This window comes from Blastococcus sp. SYSU DS0541 (assembly GCF_054050875.1).
Genome location: NZ_JBJHAD010000014.1, coordinates 1 through 23,303, shown reverse-complemented (window position 1 = coordinate 23,303; position 23,303 = coordinate 1). Strand labels below are relative to the sequence as shown.

Annotated in this window: 26 protein-coding genes and 1 tRNA gene; 10 read left to right on the top strand and 17 right to left on the bottom strand. The window is 74.4% G+C overall.

Annotation, left to right across the window (positions count from 1 at the left end):
• Nucleotides 1–834: a dihydropteroate synthase gene (gene folP, locus ACI794_RS15080; protein ID WP_456616767.1), complete on the top strand. Its 834-nt coding sequence runs from the start codon at nucleotides 1–3 to the stop codon at nucleotides 832–834.
• A gap of 40 nt (nucleotides 835–874) precedes the next feature.
• On the opposite strand, the gene ACI794_RS15075 is transcribed toward folP, so the two are convergent.
• From ACI794_RS15075 to ACI794_RS15055, 5 genes are all read right to left on the bottom strand, one after another.
• The gene (locus ACI794_RS15075) at nucleotides 875–1,660 is read right to left on the bottom strand and encodes a hypothetical protein (RefSeq protein ID WP_456616766.1); all 786 of its coding nucleotides are present in this window, start codon (nucleotides 1,658–1,660) and stop codon (nucleotides 875–877) included.
• Between the two features lie 151 nt (nucleotides 1,661–1,811).
• The gene (locus ACI794_RS15070; protein ID WP_456616765.1) at nucleotides 1,812–3,029 is read right to left on the bottom strand and encodes a phospholipase D-like domain-containing protein; all 1,218 of its coding nucleotides are present in this window, start codon (nucleotides 3,027–3,029) and stop codon (nucleotides 1,812–1,814) included.
• Between the two features lie 5 nt (nucleotides 3,030–3,034).
• On the bottom strand, nucleotides 3,035–3,238 hold the full coding sequence (locus ACI794_RS15065) for a hypothetical protein (protein ID WP_456602982.1): 204 nt from the start codon (nucleotides 3,236–3,238) through the stop codon (nucleotides 3,035–3,037).
• Between the two features lie 132 nt (nucleotides 3,239–3,370).
• Entirely contained in the window at nucleotides 3,371–4,621 is a 1,251-nt protein-coding gene (locus ACI794_RS15060; protein ID WP_456602981.1) for a cytochrome P450, read from the bottom strand.
• A gap of 78 nt (nucleotides 4,622–4,699) precedes the next feature.
• Nucleotides 4,700–4,993 carry a hypothetical protein gene (locus tag ACI794_RS15055; protein ID WP_456602980.1) on the bottom strand — a complete coding sequence of 98 codons (294 nt, stop codon included), beginning with the start codon at nucleotides 4,991–4,993 and terminating at the stop codon, nucleotides 4,700–4,702.
• A gap of 363 nt (nucleotides 4,994–5,356) precedes the next feature.
• Here ACI794_RS15055 and ACI794_RS15050 point away from each other — a divergent pair, with 363 nt between their 5' ends.
• Together ACI794_RS15050 and ACI794_RS15045 are read left to right on the top strand one after the other, a co-directional pair.
• Complete coding sequence (locus ACI794_RS15050) at nucleotides 5,357–5,980, top strand: hypothetical protein (RefSeq protein WP_456602979.1); 624 nt, start codon at nucleotides 5,357–5,359, stop codon at nucleotides 5,978–5,980.
• Nucleotides 5,981–6,193: 213 nt separating this feature from the next.
• Nucleotides 6,194–7,399, top strand: a complete 1,206-nt coding sequence (locus tag ACI794_RS15045; RefSeq protein ID WP_456602978.1) for an AI-2E family transporter — start codon at nucleotides 6,194–6,196, stop codon at nucleotides 7,397–7,399.
• A 7-nt stretch (nucleotides 7,400–7,406) separates the two neighbouring features.
• Here ACI794_RS15045 and ACI794_RS15040 read toward each other — a convergent pair whose 3' ends face one another.
• On the bottom strand, nucleotides 7,407–8,078 hold the full coding sequence (locus ACI794_RS15040) for a hypothetical protein (RefSeq protein WP_456602977.1): 672 nt from the start codon (nucleotides 8,076–8,078) through the stop codon (nucleotides 7,407–7,409).
• A 172-nt stretch (nucleotides 8,079–8,250) separates the two neighbouring features.
• Between ACI794_RS15040 and ACI794_RS15035 the strand changes: the two genes are divergently transcribed.
• Nucleotides 8,251–8,586, top strand: coding sequence for a hypothetical protein (locus tag ACI794_RS15035; RefSeq protein WP_456602976.1), 336 nt, complete (start codon nucleotides 8,251–8,253; stop codon nucleotides 8,584–8,586).
• Nucleotides 8,587–8,645: 59 nt separating this feature from the next.
• Nucleotides 8,646–9,941, top strand: coding sequence for a class I SAM-dependent methyltransferase (locus ACI794_RS15030; protein WP_456602975.1), 1,296 nt, complete (start codon nucleotides 8,646–8,648; stop codon nucleotides 9,939–9,941).
• A gap of 1 nt (nucleotide 9,942) precedes the next feature.
• On the opposite strand, the gene ACI794_RS15025 is transcribed toward ACI794_RS15030, so the two are convergent.
• On the bottom strand, nucleotides 9,943–11,634 hold the full coding sequence (locus ACI794_RS15025; protein WP_456616764.1) for a flavin monoamine oxidase family protein: 1,692 nt from the start codon (nucleotides 11,632–11,634) through the stop codon (nucleotides 9,943–9,945).
• Between the two features lie 79 nt (nucleotides 11,635–11,713).
• Nucleotides 11,714–12,085, bottom strand: a complete 372-nt coding sequence (locus tag ACI794_RS15020; protein ID WP_456602973.1) for a nuclear transport factor 2 family protein — start codon at nucleotides 12,083–12,085, stop codon at nucleotides 11,714–11,716.
• Between the two features lie 102 nt (nucleotides 12,086–12,187).
• Between ACI794_RS15020 and ACI794_RS15015 the strand changes: the two genes are divergently transcribed.
• Together ACI794_RS15015 and ACI794_RS15010 are read left to right on the top strand one after the other, a co-directional pair.
• Nucleotides 12,188–12,592 carry an MmcQ/YjbR family DNA-binding protein gene (locus ACI794_RS15015; RefSeq protein ID WP_456602972.1) on the top strand — a complete coding sequence of 135 codons (405 nt, stop codon included), beginning with the start codon at nucleotides 12,188–12,190 and terminating at the stop codon, nucleotides 12,590–12,592.
• 92 nt (nucleotides 12,593–12,684) lie between these two features.
• The gene (locus tag ACI794_RS15010) at nucleotides 12,685–13,251 is read left to right on the top strand and encodes a dihydrofolate reductase family protein (RefSeq protein WP_456602971.1); all 567 of its coding nucleotides are present in this window, start codon (nucleotides 12,685–12,687) and stop codon (nucleotides 13,249–13,251) included.
• 100 nt (nucleotides 13,252–13,351) lie between these two features.
• On the opposite strand, the gene ACI794_RS15005 is transcribed toward ACI794_RS15010, so the two are convergent.
• From ACI794_RS15005 to ACI794_RS14985, 5 genes are all read right to left on the bottom strand, one after another.
• A complete protein-coding gene (locus ACI794_RS15005) occupies nucleotides 13,352–13,765 on the bottom strand; it encodes a hypothetical protein (RefSeq protein WP_456602970.1) in 414 nt (137 codons plus the stop codon).
• A 15-nt stretch (nucleotides 13,766–13,780) separates the two neighbouring features.
• A complete protein-coding gene (locus ACI794_RS15000) occupies nucleotides 13,781–14,584 on the bottom strand; it encodes a TIGR02587 family membrane protein (RefSeq protein ID WP_456602969.1) in 804 nt (267 codons plus the stop codon).
• A 427-nt stretch (nucleotides 14,585–15,011) separates the two neighbouring features.
• Nucleotides 15,012–15,380, bottom strand: coding sequence for an STAS domain-containing protein (locus tag ACI794_RS14995; protein ID WP_456602968.1), 369 nt, complete (start codon nucleotides 15,378–15,380; stop codon nucleotides 15,012–15,014).
• A 182-nt stretch (nucleotides 15,381–15,562) separates the two neighbouring features.
• The gene (locus ACI794_RS14990) at nucleotides 15,563–16,336 is read right to left on the bottom strand and encodes a formate/nitrite transporter family protein (protein ID WP_456602967.1); all 774 of its coding nucleotides are present in this window, start codon (nucleotides 16,334–16,336) and stop codon (nucleotides 15,563–15,565) included.
• Between the two features lie 421 nt (nucleotides 16,337–16,757).
• A tRNA-Asn gene (locus ACI794_RS14985) sits at nucleotides 16,758–16,830 on the bottom strand.
• A gap of 137 nt (nucleotides 16,831–16,967) precedes the next feature.
• On the opposite strand from ACI794_RS14985, the gene ACI794_RS14980 reads away from it, so the two are divergent.
• The gene (locus ACI794_RS14980; RefSeq protein WP_456582904.1) at nucleotides 16,968–17,177 is read left to right on the top strand and encodes a hypothetical protein; all 210 of its coding nucleotides are present in this window, start codon (nucleotides 16,968–16,970) and stop codon (nucleotides 17,175–17,177) included.
• Nucleotides 17,178–17,190: 13 nt separating this feature from the next.
• On the opposite strand, the gene ACI794_RS14975 is transcribed toward ACI794_RS14980, so the two are convergent.
• From ACI794_RS14975 to ACI794_RS14960, 4 genes are read right to left on the bottom strand one after another with little or no spacing between them, the layout of a single operon-like run.
• Nucleotides 17,191–17,742 carry a hypothetical protein gene (locus tag ACI794_RS14975; RefSeq protein WP_456616763.1) on the bottom strand — a complete coding sequence of 184 codons (552 nt, stop codon included), beginning with the start codon at nucleotides 17,740–17,742 and terminating at the stop codon, nucleotides 17,191–17,193.
• Entirely contained in the window at nucleotides 17,739–19,628 is a 1,890-nt protein-coding gene (gene dnaG / locus ACI794_RS14970; protein ID WP_456616762.1) for a DNA primase, read from the bottom strand. Before dnaG ends, ACI794_RS14975 begins: the two co-directional genes overlap by 4 nt.
• A complete protein-coding gene (locus ACI794_RS14965) occupies nucleotides 19,628–20,137 on the bottom strand; it encodes a hypothetical protein (protein WP_456616761.1) in 510 nt (169 codons plus the stop codon). The genes dnaG and ACI794_RS14965 overlap by 1 nt, the downstream gene beginning before the upstream one ends.
• Before the next feature lie 11 nt (nucleotides 20,138–20,148).
• On the bottom strand, nucleotides 20,149–20,772 hold the full coding sequence (locus ACI794_RS14960) for a YdcF family protein (RefSeq protein ID WP_456602962.1): 624 nt from the start codon (nucleotides 20,770–20,772) through the stop codon (nucleotides 20,149–20,151).
• Between the two features lie 177 nt (nucleotides 20,773–20,949).
• Here ACI794_RS14960 and aztD point away from each other — a divergent pair, with 177 nt between their 5' ends.
• Nucleotides 20,950–22,266: a zinc metallochaperone AztD gene (aztD, locus tag ACI794_RS14955; RefSeq protein WP_456616760.1), complete on the top strand. Its 1,317-nt coding sequence runs from the start codon at nucleotides 20,950–20,952 to the stop codon at nucleotides 22,264–22,266.
• The gene (locus tag ACI794_RS14950; protein ID WP_456616759.1) at nucleotides 22,263–23,138 is read left to right on the top strand and encodes a metal ABC transporter substrate-binding protein; all 876 of its coding nucleotides are present in this window, start codon (nucleotides 22,263–22,265) and stop codon (nucleotides 23,136–23,138) included. Before aztD ends, ACI794_RS14950 begins: the two co-directional genes overlap by 4 nt.
• Nucleotides 23,139–23,303 lie beyond the last annotated feature (165 nt).

The window sequence follows — 23,303 nt, the reverse complement described above, 5'->3', positions numbered from 1 at the left end:
GTGTTCCTGAGCCTCGGTCCCGAGCTCGTCGACCTCTCCCGGCGCCCGCTGGTCGTGGGCATCCTCAACCGGACGCGCGACTCGTTCCACGACCGCGGCGCCCACTACGCGCTCGACGCCCTGCTCGCGCACGCCGAGCGACTCGTGGCCGACGGTGCCGACGTGCTCGAGCTCGGGGCGCGTCCGGGGGGTGTGGGCGTAGCCGATGTGGGTCCGGACGAGGAGCGGGACCTCGCCGCGGGGACGATCACCGCCCTCGGTGCCCGGTTCGACCTGCCGCTGGCGGTGGACACCACCCGCGCGGGCGTCGCGGCCGCCGCGTTCGCCGAGGGCGCCGTGCTCGGCAACGACATGAGCGGGTTCCGCGATCCGGGCTACCTGCCCGCCGCCGTCAGGGCCGGCGCGGCCGTGGTGGCCACGCACATCCGCCGGCCGCCGGGGGTGCCCGACCCCGACCCGGTCTACGGCGACGTCGTCGGCGAGGTGACCGGGTGCCTGGCCGACCTGGCGCAGCGTGCGCTGACCGCCGGGCTGGACCACCGGCAGGTCGTCGTCGACCCGGGCATCGACCTCGGGAAGACCTGGCAGCAGTCGTTGCGGCTGCTCGGGCACCTCGGGGAGGTGGCGGCCCTCGGCTTCCCTGTGCTCCTGGCGGTCTCCAACAAGCTCTTCCTGCGCCGGGCCCTCGGCCTCCCCGATGCCCCCCTCGACGTCGCCACCGCGGCGGCGTGCGCCCTGGGGGCCGCAGCCGGCGGCCACCTGATCCGGGTGCACGACGCCCGGGTGGGCCGCCAGGCGGCCGATCTGGCGCACGCTATGCGGTCGACCGGCTGAGCACGACGAGTGCCGCCGGCCGACCGCGGTCGGACGGGGATCAGCGCGTCCCGCGGCTCCGGCGGACCGCCATGCCGGCGGCGACGGCGGCACCCACGAGGGCGGTGCCGCCCAGGGCGAGGAGCCCCTGGTGCTCGGTCCCGGCCGTGCTGCCACCACCGGCGGCGACGCCGCCGACCGGGGTGCGCTCGACCTGGGCGGTCGTCGGGGCCTCCGGCGCGGGGGTGGGCGACGGCGCGCTGGACGGCGCCGGGGTGGTCGACGGCGCCGGGGCCGCGGTCTCGGCGGATGCCTGGGTGACCGTGCCGCAGAGGACGGGCCGGGCCTCGTCGATGCCGGCGTCCGGGTCCTCGATCCGGTAGCCCACGAGCACGACCTCCTCGAGACCGAACGGGTCGACCTCCGCGACGTCGTACGTGCGCTCGATGGCGATCTCCCCGCCGTCGGTGACGACCGGCACCCGGTCGACGTCCACGACCGGCTCGGGGGCGATGTCGCCCTCGGTGGTCAGCGCCACCACCGGCTCACCGACGGAGGGAGCCGCCTCCGCACCGGTGGCCGCGCCGTCGGGCGGGCAGACGCCTTCGCCACCGGCGGTGAGGAAGGCGGCGACGGGGATCCCGGGTTCCAGGCCCTCGGCTGCGAGGCGGACCAGCAGCGTTTGCGCCTCGTCGTCGAGGACGAGGTCGGCCTCCCCGGCCGCCCCGCCGTCACCGACGGGGTCGAGGACCACGACGGCCTCGACCTCCTCCGCAGCGGCGGGTGCGGCGACGGCGAGGGCCAGGGGAGCGGCCAGCGCGGCGACGATCAGCGGCTTGCGGTGCATGCGGTTGCTCCGTCCGTTCAGCGGTCCACGAGGGATCCGGTCGGTGCCCGCGCCGCTCGGCGGGGGCGTTGCTCGGCCTCCGGACCATTCCCGGCAGGAACCCGCCCACCGCCGGGAGCGCCCTTCGTCACGGTTCTGCAACGCAGCCTTCTCAGGGGCGGCGACCGGCCAGCCCGGCCGCCCCCATGCCCCGCAGGGGGCGCCCCACCACGTCCGCGGCCACCTCCAGCGCCCGCCTGCGGAGGCCCCGGTCGCGCCACCGGCCGGCGTCGACCCGTTCGCTGAGCGAGAGGTCGTCGGCGAAGTGGCGGTCGAGCACCCCCACGACCACGGGGTCGTCGAGCACCAGTCCCACCTGCTCGTTGAGCGCGAGCGACCGGACGTCGACGTTCGTCGTGCCGACCAGCGCGACGGCGCCGTCGACGGAGACCACCTTGGCGTGGAGCAGCGAGGGCTGGTAGCGCCAGATCTCGACACCGGCGTCGAGCAGCGGCTGGAAGTCCAGCTCCGCCTGCAGGTGCACCGACGGTCGCTCCTGGTGCGGTCCGCTGACCAGCACGCGCACCCGCACCCCTCGGCGGGCGGTGTCGCAGAGCAACTGGCGCAGCCACCGGGGCAGCCGGATGTAGGGCGTGGTGATCCGGACGTCCTGCCGGGCGGCCTGCAGCAGCGCGGCGATGGCGACGGCCGCCTCGCTCCACCCCGGCTGCGACGACGTCCGGAACACCTGGACGGCCGTGGTGCCCGCCGGCGGAAGCTCCGGGAACTCGTCCTCGGCCGAGACCAGCCCGCCCGGGAGGCGGACCTGCGCCTGCATCCAGGCGGACACGAAGGCCGCGCGGAGGCCCGCGACGGCCGGTCCCCGGACCCGGAAGGCGGTGTCCCGCCAGTCCCCGGGCTGCCGGCCGCTCCCGGTCCACGTGGAGTCGATGCCCGTCCCTCCGGTGAACCCGACCTGCTCGTCGCACACCAGCACGCGGCGGTGCGTGCGCATGTTCCAGGCGGTGACCCGGAAGCTGTGCATGGGCCGATAGAAGTAGACGATGCACCCGGCCCCGCGCAGGGCACGCAGGTCGCCCCGGTCCATGTGCTTGGCGCCGTAGCCGTCGAGCAGGACCCGGACGCGCACGCCGTCCTGGGCGCGCTGGGCGAGGGCTCCGGCGACCTCGTGGCTGATCTCCCCGCCCCGCCAGGAGAACCAGAGCAGGTCGACGCTGCGTCGTGCGGCGGCGATGGCCTCCAGCAGCGCCGGGAACGTCTCGTCGCCGTCCCTCAGGACGTCGACCCTGTTGCCCTCGGTGAAGGGCACGCCCAGCAGCGACTCGACCACCCGCCGGGTGGAGACGCCGGCGACCTGGGAGCCGGGCACCGCCGTCACCCCGCGTACGGGGTCTCGGACCCGCGCGGAGAGGCGTCCGGCACGGTGACGGTGACGTCGAGGCCCGGCACGAGCCGGCGGTCGGCGTCCCTCTGCCGGCGGGCCGTGGCCAGCTGCTCCGGCTCGGCCTCGTTGCTCTCCTCCATCGGCGGGACGACCGACGGGGTCGTCCGCACCGCCACCACCCGTCCTGCGGACACGGGGATCTCCTCTCGCTGGGGGTCGTGCCGGTGGACGGCTACCCGGACCCGCCGGCGGAAACCGCCCGGCCGCCGCTGTCACGGCTTCGACACGGAGCACCGGCCCGGGGCGGTGCGGGCGGGCCGCGCCGTTCACCCCACCGGCCGGACAGCGGACAGGCGCACCCCGCTGGCGGGGCCCGCCGGCATCCGTGACAGGTCGATGCTCAGATCCTGCAGCGGGACGTCGTAGGTCATGGCCGTGGTGAGCAGCCGGACGGCGCGCTCCACCACCGTGATCGTGAGCCACTCGCCCGCGCAGCGGTGCCCCGCCTCGACGTCCCCGCCGCCCTGGGGGACGAAGCTGTACGGGCCGCCGTCCCAGGTGGCGAACCGCTCGGGCCGGAAGGCAGCCGGCTCGTCCCACAGCCGGCGGTCGTGGTTGGTGGCGTAGACGTCCAGGAGGAACCAGTCACCGGGCCCGAAGTGGCGGCCGCGCCAGTCGAACGGCTCGAGCACCCGTCCGCCCACGGCCGGGAAGAACGGGTAGTAGCGGCGGACCTCCTGCACGAACCAGCGGCGGTACTCCTCGTCGGCGGCGGCGCGGGCGCGGGCATCGGGGTGCTGGGCGAGCGCGAGCCCCGCGAAGACGACGTACCGCGCCACCGCCACCGTCGGGCGGAGCACGTTGATCAGCTCCACCCGCGCGACCTCCGGGTCGAGCAACCGGCCCTCCTCGTCGCGGTACGAGGCGATCACGTCCGCGGCCCGACCCTCCTCCACGGGGAGCGCACCGCTGCGGATCCGGTCGATCACCGCACCGGCCCAGCGCTCGGCCCGGTGCCGACGGACCTGCCCGCGGAGGTTCCGCGGCCCCACGGCCCCGGCGCCCGCCACCATCGCGGCGAGCTGCCGGGTGCGCTCACCCACCTCGGCCGGCGTGAGCGGGATCCCGGCCCACGCGCACACGGCCCGGCAGAGGACCTCGTGGACGGCGTCGAGCAGGACGACGTCGCCCGCGCCGGCCCACCGCCGCACCCCGTCCCGCCACTCGCCCTCCACCCGGTCGGCCAGGTCGTCCAGCGCGGCAGGGGTCATGAGGGACAGGAACATCGCCTTGCGGTGGCGGTGCGCCGAACCGTCCAGCATCTGGACGCTGCCCAGGTCCTGCAGGAGCGTCACCACCGTCGGAGGCAGCGCCCGGCGGCGGGTCATCCGGTCCGGTTCGTACAGCAGCCGCGCCGCCTCCTCGCCATAGGCCATGACGGCCGGCCGGAGCATCAGGCGCGTCTCGAAGACGTCGGTCCCCACGGCGGCGAAACGGTGGGTGCCGAACGTGTACCCCTCCCGGAGCAGGGCGAGGCTGCTGTCGGCGGCGCCCACGCGGGGGATGTCGTCGGTCACGGGCGGATCTCCTCTCCTGACGAACCGTGCCGGGCCCGGCGTCGGTGCCCGGACGGCAGCCCGCTGCAGACGGCCCGTTCAGCCCAGCGCGCCGAACGGGTGCCACTCCTCGGCCGCCGGGGCGCGCAGGGCGGCCGCGGCGCGCAGCCGTTCGTCCAGGAGGTGGTCGACCATCCGCGATCTGCAGTCGATCGTCACCAGCAGGGAGGCCTCGAGATCGGCGAGCTCCTCCTGGCGCCGCCGGATCTCGGCGAGCTCCCGTTCCGCGTCCAGGCGGACGCTGCGGCTGGACCGGAGGTCCCCGTCGATGGCCGCGAGGCTCCGGGGCTGCGGCGCGGACGAGGTCGGTCGGGACAGGACGGGCTGGGACATGGCGACCTCCGGGATACGGCGGGAGCGGCCGCGACGTCGGCGGCCGCTGCGCCGGATGTGCCCGTCCGCGCGGCGGTCACAGCGATTCGACCCGTGCTGACACGGATCTGCAAGAGGACCGCAACAGAACCGGGGGCCGTTGCCGGCGGGAGGGGCCCGGACCGCGTCGCCGCGGAATCCACCCGGGAGGCGCCTGCTCCTCGCCCCCGCCCGTGACCGCTCCGTGACCATGTGGCGGATCGGTGTCGGATCCGTGTCGGTGCGCGCACACACCGCGCCCCCCTGCCGTGCAGCGGGCACCTGGTGCGCCGTCCAGACCGACATCGGCCGGGCTCCGACCGGCCGGATCCCAGAGGGGGAAGCATGACCACGAACGCAGCACGAACCACGTCCACCGGCAAGCAGCGGGCGGGCCGAACCGCGACCGCGCTCGCCGCCGCCGTGCTGGGCCTGGGCGGCCTCGCGGCCTGCAGCGACGACTCGGCAGGTCCCGAGGCCGGCGGCGTCACCGCCGACGACCTCCAGCAGGTCGAGGACCAGCTGGCCGGCCTCGACGAGCGGGTGGGTGCCCTCGAGGAGGGCGTCGGCACCGAGGCGCCCGTCGACCCGCTCGGGGCGGAGGACGACACCGCCGCGTTCTTCGAGGACAGCCAGTCCTACGTCGGCCAGGAGGTCACCGTCAGCGCGGAGGTCTCGGAGATGGTGACGACCACGGACGTCGGCAGCGCCTTCCGGATCGCCGGCGAGTCGGGCGACCCGATCGCCGTCGTCTCGGCCGCCCAGACCGCGGAGATGGACGCCAACGACGTCGTCCAGGTCACCGGCACCGTCGTCCAGGTGCAGCGCGACACCTTCGAGCAGGACTTCGGCGTCGCCTCCGACGAGCTCTTCGAGGACGCCGACGCGTGGTTCCAGGAGGAGGAGGGATCGGTGGCCATCTCCGCCGACAGCATCGAGGTGCTGCAGGAGCAGGGCCAGAACGACTGATCCGCTGACGCACGCGGCACGCGGTGGAGCGCCGGGAGCGGTGCTCCACCGCGCCGTCGCGGTTCGCCCGGCCGGTCGTGCCGCGGTGGCCGAGGATGCGCAGGTACCCCGTTGCCGCTACCGGCACGGGAGGAACGGGATCACCAGGACCGGAGGAGCGACTGTGCGGACGGGACGACGGCGGTGAGCTGGTGGTCGAGGCGGGCGACGGGTGTGCCGCCGCAGGACGGCGCCGGCTCGCCCGCGCCGAGGACCGTCGCGACGGCGCCCGAGCGCTACCCGCTGGCCCCGGTCCCCGCCGCACCCGCGTGGGCGGTGCGGACCCTCGTCGTCAGCGCCGCCGTCCTGGCGCTGGCGGGGATCGCCTGGCTGCTGTTCTGGGTGCTGCTGCGCCTGCCGCTGGTGACGGTCGCCATCGCCGTGGCCCTGCTGCTCGCCGCCGTCATCGCGCCGATCACCCGGTGGCTGGCCCGCGGGCTGCCCCGGGCGGCCGCGGCGCTGCTGTCGGTGCTCCTCCTGTTCGGTGTCCTGATCGGTGCCGGGTTCCTCGTCGGCTTCCGCGCCGCGGACCAGCTGCGCAACCTCACCCGCCCCCTGGCCGCCGGGATCGACCGGATCCGGGTGTGGCTGATCGAGGGGCCGCTGGGCCTGGACCCGCAGCAGGTCACCGAGGCCCGCAACGCCGTGGTGGACCGCCTCTTCCGGCTCGCGCCGGAGCCGACCGCGGCGGCGAGCATGGCCCTCTACGTCCTGGCCGCCGTCCTCCTGGTGGCCTTCCTGACCTTCTTCCTGCTCAAGGACGGGGCGTCGATGTGGGCCTGGGTCCTGCGGCTCGTGCCCGCCCGGCGGCGCGCCCAGGTGGACGGCGCCGGGCGGACGGCGTGGACGACGCTGTCGCAGTACGTGCGGGGCATCGTCATCGTGGCGCTGATCGACGCGGTGGGGATCGGCTTGGCGCTGGTCATCCTGGGCGTGCCGCTGTGGCCCTCGCTCACCCTGCTGACGTTCGTCGGCGCCTTCATCCCCCTGTTCGGCGCGACCGTGAGCGGGGCGGTGGCCGTGCTCGTCACCCTGGTCACCAACGGCCTGACCGATGCGATCATCGTGCTGGTCGCCGTCCTGGTGGTGCAGCAGGTCGAGGGCAATGTCCTGCACCCGATCATCGTCGGCCGGTCACTGCGCCTGCACCCGGTGGTCATCCTGGTCTCGGTGACCGCCGGCTCGCTGCTCTGGGGCCTCGCCGGAGCGCTGCTGGCCGTGCCGCTCGTCGCCGTCGCCTACCGGGTGTTCGACTACCTCCGCGACAACCCGCTGGCCACCCCCCGGCCGGCACCCGCCGTCCCGGACGGGGCGGCACCCGCGCCCCCACCCGCACCGGAACCGGCACCGCAACCGGCGGCGGGCGCGGGCCTCCCGTAGCTCCGGCTCAGCCGGACGACTGCCGCACGACCTCCGCCTCGCGGGCGGCGACCGCGATCTCCCCGCCGAGCTCGGTGAACAGCCTCTCGGGGTCCTCCGCCAGCACGTCGGCGGAGATCCCGAAGTCCGCCTCGAAGGAATCCCGCTCGACGCGCCCGACGGGTCCGGTGACCCGCAGGACGTCGCCGACCTCGAGGTCACCGGGCGGGGTCGGCGTCACCACGCCGACGGTGGTCCCGTCTCCGTCGCCTAGGCGGAAGGCGGCTCCCACGTCGGCGACCGAGACCAGCTCCACCACCTCGGCGGTCACCGTGACGTCCTGCCCGACCAGCGGTTCGGGATCCTCGAACAGGCCGGCGGGGTCGTCGAACGGCTGCCCGGCACCGCCGTCGGGCGTGGGCTCGCCGTCGCCGGGCGCCGAGGGGTCCTCCGTGGGCGGGGCCCCGCTGGGGGCGGCGGACGGGGGCGGCTGCTGCTCCAGCGCCTCGACCCGGTCGCGGAGCTCGTCGACCTCCTCCCGCAGCCCCTGCACCTCGGCCTCCAGCGCCGGGGACGTCGCCCCGGCCCCGCAGGCGGCCAGGCCTCCGAGCGCGAGGGCCAGGACGAGCGCGGCCCTGCGCCCGGGGCCGCCGGCGGCTCCCCCGCGCCTGCCCGCACGCGTCCGTCGCTGGGCCACCATGCCCTCTCCTCGCTCGTCCGGTGCGCCGGCATCCCTTCGGCACCGTGAGCCGGCTAGTGCGAGGGTGGCCCCAGGGCACGGCAGGGAGCAAGCCGGGGAGTGGACGAGCCGGGCACGTGAGGCCCGGTGCGCCTGGTCCAGCGGGCCGTCGCCCACCGCTACCGTGCCGGGGGTGATCCTGCCCGACCGGCACGACGCCTCCGCCTGCGCCACGTGCGGCCGTCCCTGGGCGGACGTGGACGGCGGCCGCAGCTGGGTCCACCTCGAGGTCACCCGCCACGACGAGGCCGACGAGTTCCGCTTCGTGGATGCCGACTTCTGCACCCAGCAGCACGCCGCCCAGTGGCTCGCCCGGCCGCTCCCCGATCCGACGCCCCCCGCGCCGCACGCGTCGACCTGGCGCGACCGCCTCGCCGCGGCCTGGATCGTCCTGCTCCTCGGGCTCGGGGGCGCGCTGATGGGGCTGGGTGTCTGGACGGCGGGGCGGTTCGTCGTCGACCTGTTCTAAGCGGACGCCGGCGCCGGAACCCCTCCCCCGGGGCGCGGTCGTTCTGCCAGGGTCGGGGCATGGCGCACCGGGGCGCGAGCCGGCTGGTCCACGAACTGGGGAGCCTCCTGATCGGCGCACCGCTCCCCCTCTCGGTGCGCTGCTGGGACGGCTCCGAGACGCTCGTCGACGGCGCACCCACCCTCGTGGTGCACCACCGGAGGGCGCTGCGCCGCCTGGTCCACGCGCCGGGAGAGCTGGGCCTGGCCCGGGCCTACGTCAGCGGCGACCTCGACATCGAGGGGGACCTCTACGCCGCCCTGAGCTTCCCGGACGACCTGCCGTCCCGGCCCGACCTGCGCCTGGACCGGCGGGTGCTCGCCCGGCTGGCGGGCCCACTGCTCCGGCTGGGGGTCCTCGGGCCTCCTCCGGCGCCGCCGCCGGAGGAGGCCCGGCTGCACGGCCTCCGGCACTCGCTGCACCGCGACCGCAGCGCCATCACCCACCACTACGACGTCGGCAACGACTTCTACCGCCTGCTGCTCGGCCCGTCGCTGGTCTACAGCTGCGCCTACTTCCCCGAGCCCGGCGCGACGCTCGAGCGCGCGCAGGAGGCGAAGCTGGACCTGGTCTGCCGCAAGCTCGGACTGGAACCGGGGATGCGGCTGCTGGACGTCGGCTGCGGGTGGGGCTCGCTGGCCCTGCACGCGGCCTCCCGGTACGGCGTCTCGGTGGTGGGGGTGACCATCTCGGGCGCCCAGGCGGACCTGGCCCGCCGCCGGCTGGCCGACGCCGGGCTCGCCGACCGCGTCGAGGTGCGGTTGCGGGACTACCGGGAGGTCGACGACGGCCCGTTCGACGCCATCGCGTCGGTCGGCATGGCCGAGCACGTGGGCCGCGACCAGCTGCCCCGGTACGCCGGCCGGTTGCACGACCTGCTCGCGCCGGGTGGCCGGCTGCTCAACCACGCGATCGCCCGCGGCCCCGCGGCCGGCCCCGACCGCCCCGACCCGGGGTCGTTCCTCACGCGCTACGTCTTCCCCGACGGCGAGCTGCAGCCCTTGGCCACGCACGTGCAGGTGCTGGAGGAGGCCGGCTTCGAGGTGTGCGACGTCGAGGCGCTGCGCCGGCACTACGCGCTGACCTGCCGGGCGTGGGTGCGCAACCTGGAGGCGCACTGGGACGAGGCCGTGCGGGCGTCCTCGCCGGGGCGGGCACGCGTCTGGCGGCTCTACCTGGCCGGCTCGGCGCTGGCATTCGAGCGCCACCGGGTCGGGGTGAACCAGGTCCTCGCCGTGCGGCCGGGCGGGGACAGCCGGCTCCCCCTGCGCCGTCCCGACTGGAGCCGCTCGACCCTGGACGCCGGCACCGCGTGAGCTAGTCGGGCAGCGCGACGGGGCCGAGCTCGGCGAAGACGTCGCCGGGGCCGGGGTTGCCCGCGTGGGTGCGGCCCCCGAAGTGCCGCATGATGCCCCAGACCGCGTTGAGGGAGGTCTGCACCGCGCCCTCGACCCAGGCCGGCGTCCACGAGACGTCGTCGCCGGCCAGGAAGATCCCCCGGTGCTCGGGCGGGAAGTCGTCCTGCACGAAATGGGAGTACATCCGGTGGTTGTACCGGTAGTGGCCCGGCAGGGCGCCCTTGAAGGCGCCGAGGAAGTGCGCGTCCGCCTCCCAGGAGATCGTGACCGGGTCGCCGATGATGTGCTGCGCGATGTCCAGACCGGGGTAGATCTTCTTCAGCGCCCCGAGCGCCAGCCGCACGCGCTGGTCCACCGGGTACGGCAGCATCTTCAGCGCGTCGCTCATCCACGAGTACGTCAGGCAGATGACACCGGGCTTGTCGTCGCCGTGGTCGAACAGGTACGTGCCGCGGGTCAGCCGGTCGGTCAGCGTCATGCTCATGACGTCGCGGCCGGTCACCGGGTCCTTGTCCTTCCAGAACGGCCGGTCGACCATCACGAAGGTCTTGGACGACTGCATGTAGCGCGTGCGGTCCAGGGCCGTCCACATCTTCTGCGCGAACAGGCTCTCGTCGCAGTCGATCTGCGTCGTCAGCAGCCAGCTCTGGCAGGTGACGAGCACCGCGGGGTACCGGGCGACGTGTCCCCAGGCGTCGGTGACGGCGAAGGCGCCGTCGGCGTCCCGGGCGATGGCGGCGACACCGGCACGGGGACCGCCGGAGTGGAGCTTCGCCAGCGTCGTCCCGGCCGGCCAGTGCGCGGGCGCGTCGGGGGCGTGGTTCCACAACCCCCACGGCACCTGCTCCACCCCGCCGACGACGAAGCGCTGGTCCTCGTCGCAGTTGGTCATCACCACGCGGAAGATCTCCAGCATCGAGTTCGGGAAGTCGGAGTCCCAGCCGCCGGTGCCGAAGCCGACCTGGCCGAACACCTCCCGGTGGTGGAAGGACAGCCGCGAGAACGCCTCCGAGCTGGCGATGAAGTCGTAGAAGGTGCGGTCGTCCCACAGGGGCACGAGCTCGTCCCACAGCGCCTTGAGCGACTTCACGTCGCGCGCCCGGATGGCGTCCTGGATCTCGGCGAACCCGACGGTCTGCAGTGCGTCGGCCCACGCCGCCGCCACCTCCCGGAACAGCGGCGGCAGGGCCTCGGAGGACTCCGCGTAGTGCGTCTCGCCCTCGATGTCGATGACCGTGCTGCCCGACGCATGCGTCAGCGGGTTCGGAAAGGGCCTGGTCTCCAGGCCGAGCAGGTCGACGTAGCGGTAGAAGGCGGTCGACGACACGGGGAACCGCATGCCGCCCAGCTCGGCGACGATCTCCTCCGGCGCGCCCTCGAACCGGGCCGACCGCAGCCGGCCCCCCATCTGCGAGGCCTCGTAGAGGACCGGCTTGAGGCCCAGCTTCATCAGCTCGTACGCCGCGACGAGGCCGGAGATCCCGGCGCCGACGATGGCGACCTCCTCCCCGTGCCGCTCGGGCGGGACGGCCCCCAGGCCCGAGGGGTGGGTGATCCAGTCGTCGAACGCGAAGGGGAAGTCGGGGCCGAAGATGGTGATCGGCGGGCGGTCCTCGTCCTGAGCGTCCTCCCGATCGGGACCCATCGTCATCGCGTCTTCCCTCCTCGCCCGCACCGGCTCCCCGTGGCGCGCTGCACCCTACGGGGAGCGGTGCCCCGGTCCGGCGTCCTCACGCGAGCAGCGCCGCCATCCGCTCGCGGAGCGCGGTCGCGGCCGAGTAGGGCCGGACCATCACCGTGAGTTCGGTCAGGACGCCGCCGCGGCCGCGCAGGATGTCCACGCCCTGGAGGGCGCGGTCCCCGACCCGGGTGTCGAAGGCGAGGACGTGCCCGCCGTCGGCCGCGTAGGAGGCGGTGTAGCGGAAGTCCTCGAAGACGGACATCACGCCGGTGAGGATCGCGTGCAGCGGCCCGGTGCCGCGGTAGGGCTCGTGGACGATCGGCGACAGGAAGACGCAGTCGTCCGCGAACAGCCGCACCGCGGCGTCGACGTCACGGCTCTCGACCGCCGCCCGGAAGGCGGCGAAGGGGTCGGTCGGCACGGTCGTTCCTCTCTCGATGGCTGCACCGGTCGTCGGGTGGCCGATCACCGCGCCACCGGAGGCACCCTCCCACCGGCGCCCCGACGGGACCACACTGCGGGGATGGCGACCTGGGAAGACGTCCGACGGTTGGTCGCCGGGCTGCCGGACACCGACGAGCACCCCTCGTACGGCGGGCAGCCGTCGTGGCGGGTGCACGGCAAGGGCTTCGTCTGGGTGCGGCCGTTGCGGCCGGCCGACCGCGCGGCGCTCGGCACCGCGGCGCCGGACGAGGACGAGCCGGTGCTGGGGGTGTGCGTGGCCGACGAGGGCGTGAAGGCCTCGCTGCTCGCGGCGGCGCCCGACGTCTTCCTCACGACGCCGCACTTCGACGGGTACGCCGTCGTCCTGGTGCGGCTCGGGCGGATCCCGGTCGACGAGCTCGCGGAGCTGGTGGAGGACGCGTGGCGAGCACGTGCGCCGCGGCGGCTGCTCGCCGAGTTCGACGGCCGCGGGAGCACTCCCTGACCGCTCGGGTGCCGAGCCGCAGCGGCGGGACCGATGAGATCGCCGGAGTCCACCGGTCTGAGCTCCCGCCCGGTCACGGATCAGGAGGACGCATGCGCAAGATCGTCGTGCAGATGACGCTGTCGCTGGACGGCTACTTCGAGGGGCCGGACCACGACCTGAGCTGGCACCTGGTCGACGAGGAGCTCCACGCGCACTTCAACCAGCAGCTCGCGACGATGAGCGCATTCGTGGAGGGCCGGGTCACCTACGAGCTGATGGAGGCGGTCTGGCCGACCGCCGACCAGAACCCGGACTTCCCGCCGGTCATGCAGGAGTTCGCCGGCATCTGGCGCGCCACGCCGAAGATCGTCTTCTCCCGCACGCTGGAACGGGTGGGCCCCAACGCGACGCTGCGCGCAGCGGTGGACCCCGACGAGATCCGCGCGCTGAAGCAGGAGCCGGGCGGGGACATGACGCTCGGCGGGGTGGACCTGGTCCAGACCTTCCGCCGGCTGGACCTGGTCGACGAGTACCGCCTCTACGTCAGCCCGGTCGTCCTCGGCCGCGGCCGGCGGCTGTTCGAGAGCGCCGACGGACCGACCGAGCTGGACCTGGTGGAGAACCGGCGGTTCGGCAACGGCGTCGTCCTGCTGCGCTACGCCGTCCGTCGGCCCTGACTGCGGCGATCCCCCGACGGTCGCCCCGTCAGCCGGCGGCCGTGACCACGTGCGTCATGAGGACGCCGGGCGGGGGTGCGCGAGCGCGGCGGTCACCGACTCAGGCGACCTTGTACCCCTCGGGACCAACCGTGAGCTCGCCGTCGCGCGGATCGGCCGAGAACACCAGCACCGCCTCACGCCGGCTCTCCGGCGGAACGTAGGCGACGCTCGCGGAGGCCTGCTCGACCTGACGCCCGTCCCGGGTCAGCTGACCGCTGAGCTGCACCGTCTCGGCCGTGGTCCCACCGTCGTTGCGCACCCGTACGTGCACCTCGTAACCGGGACCTGCCTGCTCGATGGCCGTTATCTCGACGGCCAGCTCCGGGCCGCTCTCCCGGACCGCGACGGCCTGGTAGCCGAGGAAGGCGATCAGCAGCAGCACCAGCACTCCGCCCAGGCCGCCCGCGGCGTACTCGGCCGCTGACGTACCACCGGCGCCCTGGTCCTGGGCGTCCTCGTCGGATTCGGGCATGGGGCTTTCCTCTCGTCACAGGATGAGCCGGGCCGCCGCGGCGCCCAGGCTCGCCGGGAGGGCCAGGACCACCGTCTCGGTGACCGCCATGAGCAGCCCGGTGTCGTCGAAGCGGCCCAACGTCCACAGGAGGTACGCCGACACGCACACCGCGAGCGCGTAGCCGGCGACGGTGAAGGTGGTGAAGGCCCGGACGGGGCCCTCATCCTGCTCCTGCCCGCCGAAACCGACCCCGTAGACGAAGGCGTGCATCAGCGCGAGGCTGACGCCGATGAGGGCCAGCGTGTGCCAGGGGGTCATCGTGGCCGCGAGCAGGACGATCTCCTCCGTCGGTGCCAGGTTCGCGGCGAACACCACCGCCCCGGCCACCATCAGGAAGAGCTCGTGGCCGTACCCGGACTTGCCCGGTGAGGCGCTGTTCTGCCCGAGCTGGGTGCGGGCGTAGGAGGCCCCGACCGCGGCCGGCAGCAGTTCCAGGCCGAGGATCGAGGTCGCGTCCTGCCAGTTCCGCAGCCAGTCCAGGACGTCGAGGGTGGTGAGGATGACCGCTGCGGCGACGGCGGCAGCGAGGAACGCCACGCCCGCGTCCACCAGAGCAGGGCGCCATCCCGACGCTCCGGAGCCTCCCAGGTGGCGGGCGAGGCCGATGACCAGCAGGACGGTCCCGACCGCGAGGGCGGCCAGGCGGTAGCGGTCGACGGCGAGGCTCAGCCGCCACACCTCCATCGTCATCAGGACGGGCATGGCGAAGAGCAGGGCTCCGCCGACGGCCCGGCCGAAACCCTTGATCAGGTGGTGCGCTTCGGTCTGCTGCGGCATCGCGCTCCACTCAGGTCAGGTCGCGCACGGTCCGCAGGGGTGGACGGAGTCGTCGGGCGGTCGTCCAGCCGGCGTCCAGGGCTGCCCTGCCACGGGGAGACGCGTCCGCGCGGTCCCGGAAGGGGTGGAGAGGTGTCTCTGGCGCGCGTCGTCGCCAGGAACAGAAGTCTGGCAGGCGTTCCCGGACGGCGGAGGAGAGCTCCCCGGTAGAGCCGAGGTTGACACGGCAACGTCATGGACGCCGGGGCGATCCCCGGCTCGTCAGCTGCCGGCGGGCGGGCGGACGCGAGGCGGGCGACCGACGGCGGTCACCGGGCGGCTCGCCGGCTCCCGGTACGGGACCGGCGACCTCGCCGTCCTGATGATCACCGTCCCGGATCGACGCGCCGTCACCCGTCCTCCCCGTCCCGGCGGGCGTGACGCCCGGTCAGTTCGGGTTGACGACGCCCGCGCCTGGGTGGTGCGCCGCGCCACCGAGATCCAGCGCCGCTCGCTGCAGGGTGGGCGAAGCGCCCCGGAGGGTGAACTGCCGGCGGTGCCGGGTGGCCCGGCGGTGGGCGACGGCGATGGCGCGCAGACCGTGCTGATCGCCCACCGTGGCTGCGCTGAGGTCGAGGGTCCACTGCGCGCACGAGGTGAGCAGGAGCGCGGAGACGGCGTCCTCGAGCAGGTGCGCGGTTGCCCGGTCGACCCGTCCGACCAGCTCCAGGTGGCCGGTCACGAGGTCCAGGCGCGCGAGGAGCCGTGAGGCGTCCTCGTGGTGCGAATCGGTCGGAGAAGCGGACGACAGGGCCACTGCGGTCACCTCGCGAACGAGGAGGAGTCGCCGGCGGCGGCAGGGCAACGGCCGGCACCCGCACCGGTGCGGGCAGAGGCCGCGTCTTCGACCCACCGAGACGCTAGCCCGCGGGCGGCGCGGAAGCCACCGGCGCAGCCATGGTCGCGGCCGGCCTGACGCGACGCGACGCCGCGCCGCGGCTAGCTCTTGACCTGGGCCGTGTGGGTCAAGGTGATCAGGAGAAGGCCACCGATCATGTTGCCCGCCGTGGCCAGACCGATGTTCTTCCACAGGTCGACGTAGGCCACGGCGTCGGAGAGCCAGATGCCGAACATCAGGTGCAACCCGGAGACGACGACGTGGTCGAACGGCCCCAGCGCCAGGAGGAAACCGACGAGGAACGCGACGAGGATCTGCGCCGCCATGCTGTTGCAGGCCCGGACCATGTACGACAGCAGAGTGATCAGCGCCCCGGCGAAGATGGCGCGGACGACGGTCGCCGCCCAGTCCTTGCCGGCGATGTCCTCGGCCACCGAGACGAGGGCGTCCGCAGCGCCGGTGGGCAGTGCGCCCGGCACCGTCATGAGCGCCACCAGGATCCCGCCGCCCACCAGGTTCAGCGCGAACGTCAGCAGCCACAGCCGGCCCAGCTGGACCCACGGCCTGCGGCCCTTCTCCTCGATCGCCGCCGCGACGGGGTCGAAGAAGTCCTCGGTGAACAGCTCCGACCGTCCCACGATCAGGAACACGACGCCCACGGCGAACGCCAACGCGCCCGCGACGGTCGCCACTCCCCCGCCGACGTCCGGTTCGAGCAGCCCCTCGACGACCCCGAGCGCCACGATGCCGAACACGATCGTCACCCCGGCGATGAACGCGGTGGCGACCTTGTCCAGGGGCGACATGGCGAGCCGACGACGACCCTCGTGCTTCGCGCGCTCGTAGACCTCTTCGGGGCTCGGGGCGACAGCCATCCCGGCTCTATACCGCAAGCCCCAGGGCTCACACGGAGGTTGGGACGCGGGACACGGCCGACCGGCTGGCCTCCCCAGCCGGCGCGTCGGACTCGGGGATGGGCGTCGAGGGCGGTACGTGCTCCTACCGGTCGCGTCCGGCGCGCACGGATGCGGCCACCCGGTGCCCGGCCGCATCCGGGACGAACGCGGCACCGTGGGAGGCGCACGAGGCCGCGAGCGGGCACGAGGAGGCGTCCATGACGACGGACGTCCACACCACCGCCCGACGGTGCGCGAAGCACGGTCCCCGCGCTGGTCCTCGGCTGAGGTGGCGCGCGTCGGCGTTGCACGTACCTGAGCAGGTGCTGGGCCGAGCGCCCAGGACAGGGACGACGAAGGCCCCCGACTGGCGAAACCGCTGGTCGGAGGCCTTGTTCTGCTCCCCCGATTGGACTCGAACCAATAACCCTGCGATTAACAGTCGCATGCTCTGCCAATTGAGCTACGGGGGATCAGCGGGCGCGACCCGCTGGCCCGACGAGAGTACCCCACGGCCGATGTGCCCCGGCACGCGGCTCGCGGGGGCGGGGCGGTGCCCGCCACAGGTACGGTGACCGTCGTTCACCGCCCGTTCAACCAGGAGGTTCCCGTGGCCAAGCTGTCGTTCCTCGCCGGATTCGGTGCTGGTTACGTGCTCGGATCGCGGGCCGGCCGCGAGCGCTACGAGCAGATCCGCCGCACCTGGGAGCACGCCAAGGACGACCCGCGCCTGCAGAGCCTCGCCGGCATGGCGCAGGCGAAGGCCGACGACGCGGTCTCGACGCTGAAGTCGCAGCTGGGCGGCGAGCCGCCCCGCTGAGCCGCCCGCCGGCTCAGTCCGGCTGCTCGGCGGCCAGCGCCTCGGCGAGCTTCTGCCGCGCGATGTCGCGGGCCACCGGGTCGTCGCGGTCGGCGTCGTCGTCGAAGACCACGGTCCACTCGCGGGCTGCCTGACCGGGGACCCGCCGGGCCACCAGCAGCAGGCCGCCCCGGTCGGGCAGCGGGCTGCGGCGGCTGGTCACGATCGTCTGGTCGACCCGCCGGCGCACGGTCGCCGGGAGGTCGCCGGCGTCGGTGAGCACGTGCCGCACGGCGGACAGGCGCGCCTGCACCCCCGGCTCCACCTCGGCGAGGGGCGTCACGCTGAAGGAGCCGCCGCCGTCGGCGGTCGCGACCCAGCGGGCGTGCCCCACCTCGTGCCACGGCAGCACGCCACCGCCCGAGGGGCCGATCACCCGCAGGCCGCGGGAGGTGGCCACCAGCCAGCCGGCGTCGCGGGCCAGCACCCCCCAGGCGAGCACGCGCTCGTCGGGGTCGGCCAGGGCGGCGCGCACCTCCGCGGGCGGGCGCGCGAACCGGCGCCGGAGGTTCTCCAGCAGACTCACGACGCGAGGCCGCCCATCGCCCGCTCGCGCAGCGACCGCGCCTGCTGCTCCAACGCGACGAGCTGGCCGAAGACCTTCGTGTACTCGTCGGCCTGCTCCACCGGGTTCATCCGCTGCAGGCGACCCTTGAGCGCGGCCACCTGGCGCACGGTCGCCATCTCCTGGAGCCGGGCGAGGATCGCGTTCACGTAGGCGGGGTCGCACTCGCCGGTGACCGAGCGCATCGGCTCCACCGCCAGCGCCGTGAGCAGCGCCCGGGCGCTCTCCCGCTCGCAGTGCGCCGCCACCTGGTCCAGCCACGCCGGCCCCGTCACCGTCACGCCGGCGGTGCCGCCCGCCCCGGCCACGGCCGCGGCGACGGCGGCGTAGTCCGGGTCGGTGTAGGCACCCGGAGGCACGACGTCGAAGGAGGGACCGGCGTACTCGGGCGCCTGCAGCGCGGCCTTCACGGCCTCGCGCTCGACGGCGACCGCCGCATCGTCCGGCGTCCGCTTCGGCGCACGCGGGCGGCCCCGCGACGGCGCCCCTCCCCCGTCGCCGGTCAGCCGCCGCACCCGCTCCAGCACCTCGGCCTCGTCCGTGTTGCCGATCATCCCGGCGAGCTCCCGGGCGTAGGCCGGGCGCAGGGCGTGGTCCTTGATGCCCGCCACCAGCGGCACGGTCTTCTCGAGCGCGGCGACCCGGCCCTCGACGGTGTCGAGGTCGTAGCCGGCCAGCGTCGTCCGCAGCACGAAGGCGATCAGCGGGGTGCGCCGGGCGACGAGGTCGCGGACGGCGGCGTCACCCTGCTCCTGGCGCAGCTCGCACGGGTCGCGGCCCTCCTGCTCGACCGCGACGAACGTCTGCCCGACGAAGCGCTGGTCCTCGGCGAAGGTCTTCATCGCCGCGGCCTGGCCGGCGGCGTCGCCGTCGAAGGTGTAGACGACCTCGCCGCGGAACTCGTCCTGGTCCATGAGCAGCCGGCGGAGCACGCCGATGTGCTCGGCGCCGAAGGCGGTGCCGCAGGAGGCCACCGCCGTCGTCACGCCGGCCAGGTGGCAGGCCATGACGTCGGTGTAGCCCTCGACGACGACCGCCTGGTGCCGGCGGGCGATGTCGCGCTTGGCGCGGTCGATGCCGTAGAGCACCGAGCTCTTCTTGTAGAGCGGCGTCTCGGGGGTGTTGAGGTACTTGGGCCCCGGGTCGTCGTCCATGAGCTTGCGGGCGCCGAAGCCGATGACGTCGCCGGTGATGTCGCGGATCGGCCACACCAGCCGGCGGTGGAACCGGTCGATCAGCGTGCCCCGGGAGGACTCCTTCGCCAGCCCCGCCGTCACCAGCTCGGCCTGGGTGAAGCCCTTGGCCCGAAGGTGGCGGGTCAGCCCGTCCCAGCCGCCGGGGGCGTAGCCGCAGCCGAAGTCCAGCGCCGCCTGCCGGTCGAAGGCGCGGTCGGCGAGGAACTGGCGGGCCGGCGCGGCATCGGGGGTGCCCAGCTGCTCGGCGTAGAAGGCGGCCGCCGCGGTGTTGGCCGCGACCAGCCGCGCGCGCTGTCCCACCGAGGCGCGGTCGGGCCCGGCGGTGGGACGTCCGCCGTCGTCCTCGTACTTCAGCTCGATGTTGGCGCGGTTGGCCAGCAGCTCGACGGCCTCGCTGAACGACAGGTGGTCGATCTGCTGGACGAAGGAGATGACGTCGCCACCTACCCCGCAACCAAAGCAATGGAAGAGGTTCCTCGACGGCGTGACCTGGAAGGACGGCGACTTCTCGTCGTGGAAGGGGCACAGGCCCTTGAGGCTGCCGCCGCCGGCGCGCTTGAGCTGCAGGTGCTCGCCCACGATGTCGTCGATCTTGCTGCGCTCGCGCACCAGCGCGATGTCCGCCGCCCGGATGCGGCCCCGGCCGGCCATCAGCTGCTCCCGCCGATCACGGCCACCCCGACCGCGCCCCCCGTCACGGCGGTGTTGCGGCGGGAGAGAACGAGCTCGATCCAGAGCAGGAAGACCTGGTGGTGCAGCGGCACCGTCGGCTCGGCGTGGAGCGTCGGCCGCGGCGACCAGCCGCCTGTCGTCCCCGACTCGGCGACGGTGCGCGCCCCGGCGGTGTAGCGGTGAGAGCTCTTCCACACCGACGCCGTCGCCCGCTCCAGGACGACGCCCTCGAGGTCGAGGCCCCAGGTGCTCTTCCAGAACGACGTCTGCCGGGCGCGCAGCCGGGAGGAGTCGGTGGGGTCGACCTCCCAGCGGCCGGTGAGCACGCCCTTCTGCTTGCCGAAGAGCCAGCGCGGGTCACCGATCACGGCGGTCGCCGCCTCCCGCCAGTTCTCCGCCCACAGGGTCGCCACGACCGCGCCGTCCGACAGGACGGGGACGACTCCCCCGCCGACGCCGGAGGTGCCGGCCTTGCCCAGTTCGAGCACCGTGTCCTCCCTCAGCCGATGCCGGGTGCGCCGGCGACGCTCTCACCGGTCACTCGGTAGAGCAGGTAGGCAGCAGTCTCCCGCAGGATGTAGCGGAACTGCGTGGCGCGGGTCTGCACGGCCGGGCCCTGACGGGTCGGGGAGCTCTCCGCCTCCATCCCGGCGTCCTCGGCCATGCGCTCGGCGCGCATCGCGTGCCAGGGGTCGGTGACCAGGACGGCCCGCTCCCAGCCCCGCTCGGCGAAGGCCTCGCCGACCACCCGCATGCTCTCCAGGGTGTCCACCCCCTCGGGCACCGCGAGCAGCGACTCGGCGGGGACGCCGGTGGCGGCGAGGTAGTCGCGGCCGGCCTCGGCCTCGGCGAACTGGTCGCCGGCGGCCTTGCCCCCCACGGTCACGATCACGGGGGCGACGCCCTGCTCGTACAGCCTCAGCGCGTGCTCCAGTCGCGCCTCGAAGATCGACGACGGCACGCCGTTGTACTGGGCCGACCCGAGAACCACGATGGCATCGGACTGCGGCCGGGCGTCCTGCCGCGCGGTCCACCAGATGCCGAGGGCCGTGGAGACCACCAGGAGCACGGCGGAGAGGACCCCGGCTCCGATCACCCGGCCCAGCAGACTCCGCACACCCACCCGTCATGGGTACCACGCGGAGCTGACCTTCCTGCGGCCCCGGGGACGGTGCGTCCCGCGCCGGTCGCGTGCGCGACGGCGCCGAGGGCCCGGGGCCCGCGAGCACCCGACTAGTGAGAATGATTGTCGTATTCGTTACGGTGTCGGCGTCCCGTCCATCCCGTGAAGGAGCCCCCCGTGCGTCCCCTGGCCGCCCTCCGAACCACCGTCCTCGCGGCGGTCGTCCCCCTGGCCGCCGTCACCGGCTGCGCATCGACCGACGCGGGCGCCACCGCCGCGCCGGCGGAGGAGCCGACCCCCTCCCCCGCCGCCGAGCCCACCGAGGTCGGCGCCAACCAGCCGCGCCTGGCCGCCACCTACGACGGCGGGCTGCTCGTCCTCGACGGCACCACCCTCGAGGTGCTCGCCGACGAACCCCTCGAGGGCTTCAACCGGCTCAACCCCGCCGGCGACGGCCGCCACTTCCTGGTCTCCACGCAGGGCGGCTTCCGCCTCCTCGACGGCGGGGCCTGGGGCGAGCCGCACGGCGACCACGCGCACTACTACACCGCCGACCCCGAGCTGACCGAGGTGCTCTTCGAGGCCGAGCAGCCCGGGCACGTGGTCGCCCACGCGGGCCGCACCGTCCTGTTCGACGACGGCACCGGTGACATCACCGCCTTCGACAGCGCGCACATCGCCGACGACGACGTCGAGCTCACCCGGTCCTCCACCCCGGAGGCCCACCACGGCGTCGCGGTCGAGCTGGAGGACGGCACGATGCTGGTGTCGGAGGGCACCGAGGAGTCGCGCAGCGGCGTCCGGATCCTCGACGCCCACGGCCAGGAGATCGCCGCGCGCGACGACTGTCCCGCCGTCCACGGCGAGACCGTGGCCGCCGACGAGGCGATCGTCATCGGCTGCCAGGACGGCGCCGTGCTCTACGCCGGCGGCGAGCTCACCAAGATCCAGAGCCCCGACGAGTACGGGCGCATCGGCAACCAGTTCGGCACCGAGGAGTCGCCGATCGTGCTCGGCGACTACGAGCGCAGCGCCGAGGACCGGTCCAGCACCGTCGCGCTGATCGACACGACGACCGCGGAGCTGCGCCTGGTCGACCTCCCGGCGCCCTACTGGTACCGCTCCTTCGGCCGCGGGCCGAACGGCGAGGGCCTGGTCCTCACCTACGACGGCGCCCTGCAGGTCATCGACCCGGTCTCCGGCACCGTGACCCGCTCCATCCCCGTCACCGGCCCCTGGGAGGAGTCCGAGGACTGGCAGGACCCGCATCCGCAGGTCGTCGTCGTCGACGGCATGGCCTACGTGACCGAGCCCGCCACCCAGCAGATCCACGCGGTCGACGTCGAGGGCGGCGCGGTGTGGAAGAGCGGCGACCTGGAGGTGGCACCGATCGAGCTCGCCGGGGTCTCCGGCGACGTCGAGGGGCGCACCGCGCACGAGCACGGCGACGAGGAGCACGCCGAGGGCGACGAGCACGACGAGAACGGCGAGTGATCGCCGCCGGTGCCGCGCGGAGGGCGGCCCTCACCGGGCTCGTCCTGTGCGCGGTCTCCGGGTGCGCCGGGGACCCGGCCGGCCCACCGGACGACGGCGGCGTCGACGTCCTCGTCTCGTCGTACCCGCTCGAGTACGTCGCCGAGGCGGTCGGGGGGAAGCACGTCGAGGTCGCCAACCTGACGCCCGCCGGCGACGACACCCACGGGCTGGAGCCGGCACCCCGGGACGTCGCGGCCATCGGCGAGGCCGACGTCGTCGTCCACCTCTCCGGCGGCCTGCAGCCGGCGCTCGACGAGCTCCTCGACCAGCAGCCACCGGAGCACCTGGTGGACGCCGCCGCCGTGGCCGACCGCGGGCGGGACCCGCACTTCTGGCTCGACCCGCTCCGGCTGGCCGAGCTGGGCGAGCAGGTGGCCGAGGAGCTCGCGGCGGTCGACCCCGACCACGCGGCGGAGTACGCCGCGGCGGCCGGACGGCTGGCCGACTCGCTCGCCGACCTGGACCGCGAGTACGCCGAGACCCTCGCTCCCTGCCAGGGGGCCACGCTGCTCGCGACGCACGAGGCGTTCGGGTACCTCGCCGACCGGTACGGCCTGCGCCAGGTCGGGGTCGCCGGCCTCGACCCGCAGGTCGAGCCTCCGCCGAGCCGGGTGCGGGCCGCGGCCGACGCGGTCCTGAGCTCGGGCGCGCGGACGATCTTCTTCGAGGCCGCCGCGGGCTCCTCCGTGGCGGAGGTCCTCGCCGCCGACCTGGGGCTGGCGACCGACGTGCTGCACCCCATCGAGCGGGTGACGGCCGAGCAGACCTATCCCGGCCTCATGGCCGCCAACCTGGAAGCGCTGCGGCGCGGCCTCGTCTGCAGCGGCTGACGACGGGACCCTGCACCGCGGCCGCGGTGCAGGGTCCCGCGCCGAGCCTGCGAGGCGTGGGGGGGCCCCCGGGGCTCCGTCTCGTCCCCCCGCGGTCCCCGCCCACCGCGGCGCGGGCGGGCTCCACCCCGGGGACCGGCCCCCCGAAACGCGAGCACGTTTACT